Origin of the sequence: Pseudoalteromonas sp. BSi20439 (assembly GCF_000241165.1) — a bacterium.
In the GTDB taxonomy this organism is placed as follows: domain Bacteria; phylum Pseudomonadota; class Gammaproteobacteria; order Enterobacterales; family Alteromonadaceae; genus Pseudoalteromonas.
On sequence record NZ_BADW01000043.1, the window covers coordinates 90,444 to 99,980 of the forward strand.

A 9,537-nucleotide genomic window follows, 5' to 3' on the forward strand; every position below is an offset into this window, starting at 1 on the left:
TCAAAAACCAATACACACCTTAACCTGCATGCGTTAAAGTGTGGTTCACTTCAAATCACAATATCTTCTCACTTCTTGCAAAAATGATGTACAAAAATGAATGATAAAACGATAGTTACACACAACGGCAATTTTCACGCAGATGATGTTTTTAGTATCGCTGCACTTAAAATTATTTTCCCTTCTTTTACCCTGATCCGCACACGCGATAATGCGATTATTAATGACGCCGATGTGGTTATTGATGTTGGTGGTCAATATGACCCAGAAACTAACCGGTTTGATCATCATCAGCGTGGCGGTGCTGGCGCTCGTGAAAATGGTATTCCTTTTTCGTCATTTGGCTTGGTGTGGAAAAAATATGGCTTAGCAATATGTGATGATAACCAAGATGTGGCGAATGCGGTGGATGCAGGGCTTGTATCAACTATTGATGCCATTGATTGTGGTCATGTTGAAGGGGTTGCTACAGGCATTAGCTTAAGCCAAACAATTTCTATGTTTAACCCAACATGGGAAGAGGAAAGTGATTTTGATGCTGCTTTTGATCAAGCGGTTGAATTTGCACACACTTTGCTGATTCGTTTTGTGGCCTCAGCGCGTGGTGGTTTAAATGCTAAAAAGATTGTTGCTCAAGCAATTAAACAAGCTGACGATCCTCGATTAATCGTGTTGGAGCGTTATACGCCGTGGAAAAAAACCGTACATAGTTTATCTGAAGAGGCATTATTTGTTGTTTACCCATCTCATTCTGGCAAGTGGATAGTGCAAACGGTACCTGCAGAGTTAGGCTCTTTTGAAGACAGAAAGTCATTACCTGCACCATGGGCAGGGTTATCGGATGATGAATTTCAAGCGGTAACTGGTATAGATGACGCTATGTTTTGTCACAATGGCTTATTTATCGCCGGTGCAGAATCATTTGAGAGCGTTATGTCGCTTGCGGCTATGGCATTAGAATACTAGTCCCTTTAACCGCGTGCCGGTTATATATTAAAAGTGGCTTTTAGCCACTTTTAATATTCCCTACTTTACCTGAACCTAGACTATTGCAAGTAAATGCAATGCAGTTAGCGTTGAAAATAGCAGCTTGAGATAGATTTACTATTCAGAGTTCAGCTTACAGACAGCCTTACCCCATCTTGGTCGTAGTTGATAGACAGATAGCGATCTTTTCAAGAATTTGCCTTTTAACCCCTAACGTATCCTGCTAGTATTTATCGTATTGATTAGTTTACTTTTTTGTAATTGTTAATTTACGATTTTGCTTTTTTGGATGGAATGAGAACGTGGCAGAGATAAGTGATTTAGCGCAGCTAAGAACAGGTATAGATGAATGCGATGCGCAACTGGTTGCCTTACTGGCAAAACGCAATGGCATTACTCAGCAAATTGGCGCAATAAAACAACAAACGGGCGCGCCATTACATGCACCCGATAGAGAAGCTGATTTATTAGCCGCACGACGCCAAGAGGCTATTAATCAAGGTGTAAACCCTGATTTAGTTGAAGACATTCTCAGACGCATGATGCGTGAAGCTTATCAAAATCAACAAGCCAAATTAGCCTGTGCCGATCCACAATTATCGCCAATTGTTATTGTTGGTGGTGAGGGAGCAATGGGGCAGTTATTTGCAAAACAATTTCAGCGTTCGGGTTACGAAGTCAAAATTTTAGATAAAGCCCAGCAATCACAGGCAGCAGAGATTTTAAAAGGCGCAAAACTGGTGATGATCAGTGTACCAATAAATGCCCTTGAAACCGTTGTTAATGCACTACCGAAACTGGATGATGATTGTTTGCTGGTTGATATTACATCAGTTAAACAAGCCCCATTAACGGTGCTTAAAAAAGTACATAGTGGGCCAGTTGTTGGTTTACACCCAATGTTTGGGCCTGATATTTCTCATTGGGTGAAACAAACCGTGGTGGTGTGCGAAGGGCGCAGTCATGAAGTGGCGCAAGGGTTACTAAAGCAGCTACAAATATGGGGTTGTCAGTTGGTTGAACTTGATGCCAAAAAGCATGACGAAGCAATGCAAATTATCCAGGTTATGCGCCACTTAACTACCTTTGTGTACGGTCAGTTTTTAGCAAAACAGGGGCACACACTCGCCGAGTTAAGAAGTTGTTCATCACCTATTTATCAATTAGAGTTGATGATGGTTGGGCGTTTATTTGCGCAATCGCCAGAGTTATACACTGATATTATGTTAGCGCAATTTGATAATGTAGAAAGTTTATTAGCGCAGTATCAGTCGCTGTTTTCAGAGACGCTTAAAAAGCTAAAAGCAGGGGATAAGCCCGCATTAATTGATGCTTTTGCTGATGCAAAGTCTTATTTTTCAGATTCAACGGCGCACTTTTTTAACCCAAAGCCGCAGTTTATTAAATAAAGCGAATGACGCGAAAGTACTCGATTAAAATTACTGAAAACAAAAAAGGGCCGATAGGCCCTTTTTTTGGTTAGCTTTCTACGCTAACAGCTTGCAAAGACTCGCTTTGGTAGCAACCGAGAACGCGCACGTATTGAGTGTGCTGTTTAAGCTCTTCTAATGCATGCTTAACTTGGTTATCGATTAAGTTAGCCTCCAAGTCCACATAAAACACTTCTTCCCATGGGTTACCAGGCGTAGGTCGAGATTCTAGTTTCACTAAATTAATATTATGCTGTTTAAAAATCATTAACGCATCGGCAAGTGAACCAGCTTGTTGCTTGGTTGACATAATTAAGCTGGTTTTAGTCGGAATTTGTGTCGATACTTGCAGTGGTTTGCGGGCAACGACAATGAAGCGGCTGTGATTTTCTTTTTGGTTGGCAAGATTGGCCTTAATCACTTCAAGGCCTACATTTTTCCCTGCTTGCGCTGAGCCAATAGCGGCACTATTTGGCGTTTCCATAGCAGACTTGAGTGCGCTTGAGGTCGAGTCACAGGTTTCATGCTGAAGTTCACCAAGCCCTTGTAAAAAGCGGCTACATTGGGCAAAGGGTTGTGGGTGTGCAAATACCTTGGTTAATTGGCTTAGCTCGGTGCCTGGGGTTGCTAATAAGCAATGCTCTACGCTGTGAGTGACTTCGCCGACAATAGAGACTTGCGCGTGCTGGAGTAAATCAAATACTTCATTAATACTGCCTGAGCTGGTATTTTCAATCGGTAACAAGCCAAAGTCGGCTTGGCCATTTTCTACTTTACCGGTGATCTCATCAAAAGAACTACAGCCAATTTCAATTAATTTGCCAGGTCGGCGACTAAAATACTTATGACACGCAAGTTGACTGTAAGATCCTTGTCCGCCTAAATAGGTTACCCGATGGGTTTCACTTAGCGCATCAGGGTTGAGGCTTTTTTGCAGCATAGCTTGTTGATGTAATACTGAGTCTTCTAATATGGTTTGAAAAACATTATTTACATAGTAGGCATCTAAACCAAGAGATTTACCATAACCGATTAATTTTTCGAGTAATGCTAATTCACGTGCTTCATCACGAATTGGTTTATTATTCGCTATCTTATATTCAACAACACCATGGCTAATACGGCGTCGCTTCGCTAATAACACAAGTAGGTCAGAATCGATTTCATTTATATCGTGCCTAAGCGTGTCTAAAACATCATTGCTCATTTGGTTTTCCTCATTCCAAAAATGTCACTGTATTTAACAGCGTAAACAAAAAAGCCTCCCAGTTGGGAGGCTTTACTATTCGATTGATTTTATCTCACAAACAGGGAAGCCTCTTCTATATAAAGAAGCTAAAAAAAGATAAGAAAGTAAGTGAGTATTTTATATTCATGCCATTAATGTATGAAGAGTAACCTCTAATGTCAACAAGCACTTATATTAAATAGGTTTTTTACCTGATATATATACAAAACATATTGTTTTTTAAAAACTTTACAAATAATTTATAATTCTGATTTGAGATCTGGTATATTTCTACTACTCACAAAAATAATAATTATAAATAAGGTTGGCCTTTTGTGTATCGACGCCCTCCATCTCGATTTGGAATAAACTCACTCAGTGTCAAGTTATCACTGTTGATCTCTGGCATTTGTTTAGTTGCAGGTATTTGTGCGGCTGCATTAATGCTCAAATCAGAAGAGAAACAGCTTGTATTTGAAGAGCATGAGGTATTAAAGCAATCAAATGAATTATTAATAAACCAGTTTAATAATTTGATAGCGACCAAAGTTAAAATAGCTGAGCAAGCTAATATTGTTGTTAGCGAGCAGTTATTTGAGGGGCAATTATCATTTAAGAATAACAATGCCCCGACTATGCAAGTCACTAATGATGGTTCAGTGCGCAGCGCATCTGCCGATGGCTTATCTGCTGCGTTCATTCCCGAAAATGCTTATTCTCCTTTTTATAAACAGTTAATTGCAGATTCTGAATCGCTTTGGAAAGTGATTTCTCCCACGTTAATTCAAGATTTTTATAATTTTTACCTGATCACCAAAGATAATTTTATCCGTGTTGCGCCACCAAATTGGGCACTTAATGTTCCCGGAGATTACACCTTTAATCAAAGCAAAAGTTTTAATTACGCAAAATCGTTAACAAACCCACAACGCGAGCCGCTGTGGTCACGAGTGTATTACGATGGCGTTTGGAATAAGTGGGTCGTTAGTTTAATTGTACCTATTTATAAAAATGATGAGTTTTTAGGAGTCACGGGTAGTGATATTTCTCTCGACTCTCTCATATCGCAATTGCCCGTTGGCGGAAAAGAAAAACACTTAGTGGTGTTTGATAAGCAAGGGCAGCTATTAGCGCACCCTAATTTAGGAGCCGATAGTTATACCCAATACGGAGAGGCGGGTAAAAAGCTGCTACCTGGCGATTTTATTTCTCCTGAGCTAAAGCGAGTTATTGATAACGCAGGGCAAATACAATTGCCGGAATATGCCGACTCGTTTTCATTAAATGATGAAGACTACATTATAAATATCCATAAAGTTGAAGGTGTAAATTGGTACGTGGGCGTATATAAAAAGCGCTCTTCTACACTATCGGCACTGAAAGACTTAAAACTGAAGTTTTTTGGCTTGTTTATTCTTTATGCCATTTTAGTTGCTTTGTTATTACACCAAGCACTTTATCAACTAGTTTTAAGACGCCTACATTCACTGGTTTATGCGGTTACTAACTTTGGTAAAGGTCAGTTAGAAATTGATTTTCCAAAAGAAAATAAAGATGAAATTGGCACGCTTAATGGTTCATTCAAAGATATGACCATTGAAATCCGCAAACTCATCGATGGCTTAAACCAGCGCATAATAGAAAAAGAAATTGCAGAAAAGGCTGCAAATCGCTTGTCTAAAGCGGTTGCCTTCTCGGGCACGGGGGTGGTGATCACTGATGAAAACTTTGTGATTGAATATGTTAATCCAAAAATGCTGGAAATGACCGACTTTGCAGAAAGTGATTTCCTGCGCCAGCCACTTCTGACTATTATTGCTAATGAAATGACCATGCTGGTAGAGGATATTGACATTGATTTGCGCAACCGTAATTACTGGCGAGGAGATACCCTTATTGAAGCGCAAAACAAGCCACCCATATGGGTATCGCTGAGTGTGTCACCTATTCGTGAAGATGGTGGAAAAATCACCAGTTACGTTGCTTCAGCGCAAGATATTTCATTTGTAAAAGAAAGCCAACGCAAAATGGAACAGCTCGCTTACTTCGACACATTAACCGGGCTTGCTAATCGTACATTCTTTAGAATGCAGCTTAGAAAGTCGATGGCGCTTGCTGAAAGAGGGCGTTACTCGTTTGCTTTATTTTATTTTGATCTGGATGAATTTAAGCGTATTAACGATACTTTAGGTCATGATGCAGGCGATCAACTATTGGTTGAAGTGGCAACACGCTTAAAGCAGCGCTTACGAGCAGAAGATACTATAGCCCGTTTAGGCGGTGATGAGTTTGCGGTATTACTCAGTGGTATTGAGCATCAAAAAGAAGCATCGGAAGTCGCTGACACCATTCAAAAAACGTTAAATCAGCCAATAAAATTAGGTAGTAACGAAGTCATTGTTAGTGCCAGTATTGGTATTACTTTGGCGCCATTTGATAGCTTAGAAGAAGATCAGTTATTAAAACATGCCGATTTAGCCATGTATGAAGCAAAAGCGAAAGGGCGCAATACGTTCCACTTTTATAGCCAAGATCTAAATGCAGCCGCCAATGAGCGATTATTCCTTGAAAATGAGTTGCGCCATGCAATTAAAGAAAAACAACTCACACTACATTATCAGCCACAAGTTGATTGTCGCGATAATAGTGTAGTGGGATATGAAGCATTGCTTCGCTGGTTCCATCCTACGCAGGGATTCATTCCACCTACCAAATTTATTCCTATTGCTGAGGCAACGGGTTTAATTGTGGAACTTGGTAAGTGGGTATTACAACAAGCCTGTGAGTTCACTAAACGACTAGAGCAACAAGGTAGAGCGAGCAACATGTCGATAAACCTGTCAGCAAGGCAGTTTAAAGACGCAAGCTTAGTACCTATGCTGAAAAAAATAATCATAGAGACGCAAATTAATGCTAAAAGCCTGCACGTTGAACTGACTGAGAGCATGCTAATGGGTAATGTTGAGGCGGCTATTGATCAGTTACATCAATTGAAAAAGCTGGGTATTTCAATTTCAATTGACGATTTTGGTACAGGCTATTCTTCGTTGAGTTACCTTAAACGTTTTCCTGTTGATATTCTTAAAATTGACCGCTCGTTTGTTAAAGATATCCCTGAAGATGATAATGATATGGAGATCACCGCTGCGATTATTGCGATGGCACAAAAGCTCAAGCTTGATGTGGTTGCTGAAGGGGTTGAAACAATAGAGCAAGTTGAATTTTTACAAAACAATAATTGTTTTATTGTGCAAGGCTATTACTTTAGTAAGCCCGTAGCCGAAGCCGATATCCCTGTGTTGTTTGATCAATTAGCTGCGTTAAAAGTCCCTGAATAGAACAAAAATTGCGGGTTAACCACCCGCAATTTTTACCTTAAACTTTAATCCTTCTAAAATCGCCTTTAACTTATCGCGATCATCACCTTGTACTTCAATAACTCCTTCTTTTACTGCGCCACCTTGGCCCATCTTACTTTTTATTGTTTTTGCTAACTTTTTTAAATCGTGCTGTTGGGGATCTAATCCTACAACTAGCATTACGCCTTTACCTTTTCGACCTTTGGTTTGACGCTCTATGCGAATAGACCCGTCTTTAAATAGTTTTACATCCAGTTCTTTTTCTGGCTTTGGCTGGTCAATTCGCCCTGTTGCTGTTGAATACACTAAGTGATTATCACTCATAATTAACCTATCTAAGATTGAATCTAATATTGGGCTAAATAATAACAAATTTGTGACGCAAAGGCGTAATTTTTGCGCCTAAGCTGAACACCTTTTAATCCCGCAAAGATAAACATCTTCTGTTTAAGTACCGCAATAATGCTTATGAATAAAAGTGCTTAAGGATTTTAAAAAGCGCTTTAAATTGGCTAGCGCTATAAAAAAATCCATGCTACCATTTCGGCATTATAGATGTATGGATGGCCAAATGATAAATTCTTATTTAGAGCAAGCTCAGCTTAATGTAGAGCAACAGTTAATTAATGCTGAGCTAGAAAAGCTTGAGCAGTACTTAAATAGCAATGCTGCACCGGCCGTGCGTTGGCAGTATCAAATTCCAGAACTCGGTGAAGGTGGCGCATGTAGTTTATTCGGCTACTTGCAAGATGAGCCGTTTAATTTAAACGATTACGTTAGCCAAAATACGCAAACAACGGCAAAGTTAGCACAACTTCAGTTGATTGTTGACTATGTAATCGGAAACACCCAGTTAGATTGGTATGGCATCTATCAAAATACGGCCACCCCTGAAGGCGAGCAGTTATTAAAGCTCGCTTATTTTGGTGCACCGAGTCGCCCTTTATTTCCGCTCACTGCTGAATTTGCAACCGGCAGTAATAATGTGCAAGTGGCACTCAGTGGTAAAGGACGTGTCATTAATAATGTTGAGCAATATTTAGCCGCGGGTGGTGAGTATTACACCTGCGATCCGAAAGTAAAAGCAGAGGCCTGTTTACCACTATTTAATGCGCAAAAGCAGTGCATTGGCATTGTCGATGGCGAAGCCTTTAGCACGGATTTTTTTGATAATGCGACACTCGCGTTATTAATTGCATGCTGTATTAAAATTCCTCACTTTTTAGTGTAAATAACACTGGTCAATCGAGTGAGTTTTTATGTTAAGCTTAGCGCAACAGCTAACCCCTAAATAACGAAGAGATAGTCAATGTTCTCAGTATTAAAACCATTACCTACAGACCCTATTCTTGGCCTTATGGCGGCCTATAAGCAAGATACTAACCCAAATAAGATTGACTTAGGGGTTGGTGTATATAAAGACGAGCAGGGGAATACCCCGGTATTAAAGTCAGTAAAAAAAGCAGAAGCGTTTCGTTTAGAAAATGAAATGAGCAAATCTTACATTGGTCTTGCTGGTAATTTAGATTACTGTCAACAAATGGAAAATCTTCTTCTTGGTGAGCACCCAGCATTATTAGCTAATCGCGTACGCACAGCACAAGCACCTGGTGGTACAGGCGCACTTCGTGTTGCAGCAGAATTTATTGTACGTTGTAACCCAGGCGCTACTGTATGGGTTACTAACCCAACGTGGGCTAACCACATTAGCTTATTTGAAGCCGCAGGCTTAACTGTTAAAGAATACCCATACTACGACTACGAAAACAAAGATTTATTGTTTGATGAAATGGTTGAAACACTAACACAGGTGCCTAAGGGCGATGTTGTGTTATTACATGCATGTTGTCACAACCCAAGTGGTATGGATTTAAACGAAACACAATGGAATACCATTGCTGAGCTTGCAAAAGATGTGGGCTTTACGCCATTAATTGATATTGCATACCAAGGTTTTGGTTCTTCTTTAGAAGAAGATGCCAATGGTTTACGTATTTTAGCTAATGCGGTTGAAGAGTTGATCATTTGTTCATCATGTTCTAAAAACTTTGGCTTATACCGTGAGCGTATTGGTGCGTGTTCAATTATTGCAAAAGACAGTGCAACCGCTGATATTTCAAACTCGGTGTTATTAAGTGTGGTACGTAGCATTTATTCTATGCCGCCAGCGCACGGTGCAGACATTGTAAACACCATTTTAAGCAGCACAGAATTAACGCAGTTATGGCACAGTGAACTTGATGAAATGCGTAACCGTATTAATGGTTTACGTAGTTTAATTAAAGACAGCCTTGCAGCCAAAGATATTGCTCAAGACTTCTCATTTATAGACCGCCAACACGGTATGTTCTCTTTCTTAGGTATTAATAAAGAGCAAATCGAGCGTCTACAAAAAGACTATGGTATTTATATTGTGGGCTCTAGCCGTGTAAATGTAGCGGGTATTAGTCAAGCAAACATCGATTACTTTGCTAACGCTGTTGCTGATGTATGTAAGTAACCAATAATAAATTTTAGCTTATTAACAATAAAA

General features: G+C 39.8%; 6 protein-coding genes, 1 pseudogene and 1 other annotated feature. Of the genes and pseudogenes, 5 read left to right on the forward strand and 2 right to left on the reverse strand.

The annotated features are described in order from the left end of the window. The first annotated feature begins 96 nt into the window (after positions 1-96). Together P20439_RS03805 and tyrA are read left to right on the forward strand one after the other, a co-directional pair. Positions 97-966, forward strand: coding sequence for an MYG1 family protein (locus P20439_RS03805; RefSeq protein WP_008464743.1), 870 nt, complete (start codon positions 97-99; stop codon positions 964-966). Positions 967-1,289: 323 nt separating this feature from the next. Continuing rightward, a pseudogene (gene tyrA / locus P20439_RS03810) lies at positions 1,290-2,424 on the forward strand (bifunctional chorismate mutase/prephenate dehydrogenase). Between the two features lie 42 nt (positions 2,425-2,466). Here tyrA and P20439_RS03815 read toward each other — a convergent pair. Further along, positions 2,467-3,624 carry a chorismate mutase gene (locus P20439_RS03815; protein WP_008464747.1) on the reverse strand — a complete coding sequence of 386 codons (1,158 nt, stop codon included), beginning with the start codon at positions 3,622-3,624 and terminating at the stop codon, positions 2,467-2,469. A gap of 44 nt (positions 3,625-3,668) precedes the next feature. Next, positions 3,669-3,791, reverse strand: a sequence feature (Phe leader region). A gap of 189 nt (positions 3,792-3,980) precedes the next feature. Here P20439_RS03815 and P20439_RS03820 point away from each other — a divergent pair. Further along, positions 3,981-6,983 (forward strand): EAL domain-containing protein, encoded by a 3,003-nt coding sequence (locus P20439_RS03820; protein WP_036932845.1) that lies wholly within the window; start codon positions 3,981-3,983, stop codon positions 6,981-6,983. 15 nt (positions 6,984-6,998) lie between these two features. Here P20439_RS03820 and P20439_RS03825 read toward each other — a convergent pair whose 3' ends face one another. Beyond that, entirely contained in the window at positions 6,999-7,328 is a 330-nt protein-coding gene (locus P20439_RS03825) for a translation initiation factor (protein ID WP_008464752.1), read from the reverse strand. A gap of 247 nt (positions 7,329-7,575) precedes the next feature. Between P20439_RS03825 and P20439_RS03830 the strand changes: the two genes are divergently transcribed. Together P20439_RS03830 and P20439_RS03835 are read left to right on the forward strand one after the other, a co-directional pair. Beyond that, positions 7,576-8,235 (forward strand): GAF domain-containing protein, encoded by a 660-nt coding sequence (locus tag P20439_RS03830; protein WP_008464753.1) that lies wholly within the window; start codon positions 7,576-7,578, stop codon positions 8,233-8,235. A gap of 78 nt (positions 8,236-8,313) precedes the next feature. Continuing rightward, on the forward strand, positions 8,314-9,504 hold the full coding sequence (locus tag P20439_RS03835) for an amino acid aminotransferase (protein WP_008464755.1): 1,191 nt from the start codon (positions 8,314-8,316) through the stop codon (positions 9,502-9,504). Positions 9,505-9,537 lie beyond the last annotated feature (33 nt).

What these genes read in the sequence shown, in the direction of transcription:
- P20439_RS03835 (WP_008464755.1), top strand. Translation starts at nt 8,314, where the DNA reads ATGTTCTCAGTATTAAAACCATTACCTACAGACCCTATTCTTGGCCTT.
- P20439_RS03805 (WP_008464743.1), top strand. Translation starts at nt 97, where the DNA reads ATGAATGATAAAACGATAGTTACACACAACGGCAATTTTCACGCAGAT.
- P20439_RS03830 (WP_008464753.1), top strand. Translation starts at nt 7,576, where the DNA reads ATGATAAATTCTTATTTAGAGCAAGCTCAGCTTAATGTAGAGCAACAG.
- P20439_RS03825 (WP_008464752.1), bottom strand. Translation starts at nt 7,328, where the DNA reads ATGAGTGATAATCACTTAGTGTATTCAACAGCAACAGGGCGAATTGAC.
- P20439_RS03815 (WP_008464747.1), bottom strand. Translation starts at nt 3,624, where the DNA reads ATGAGCAATGATGTTTTAGACACGCTTAGGCACGATATAAATGAAATC.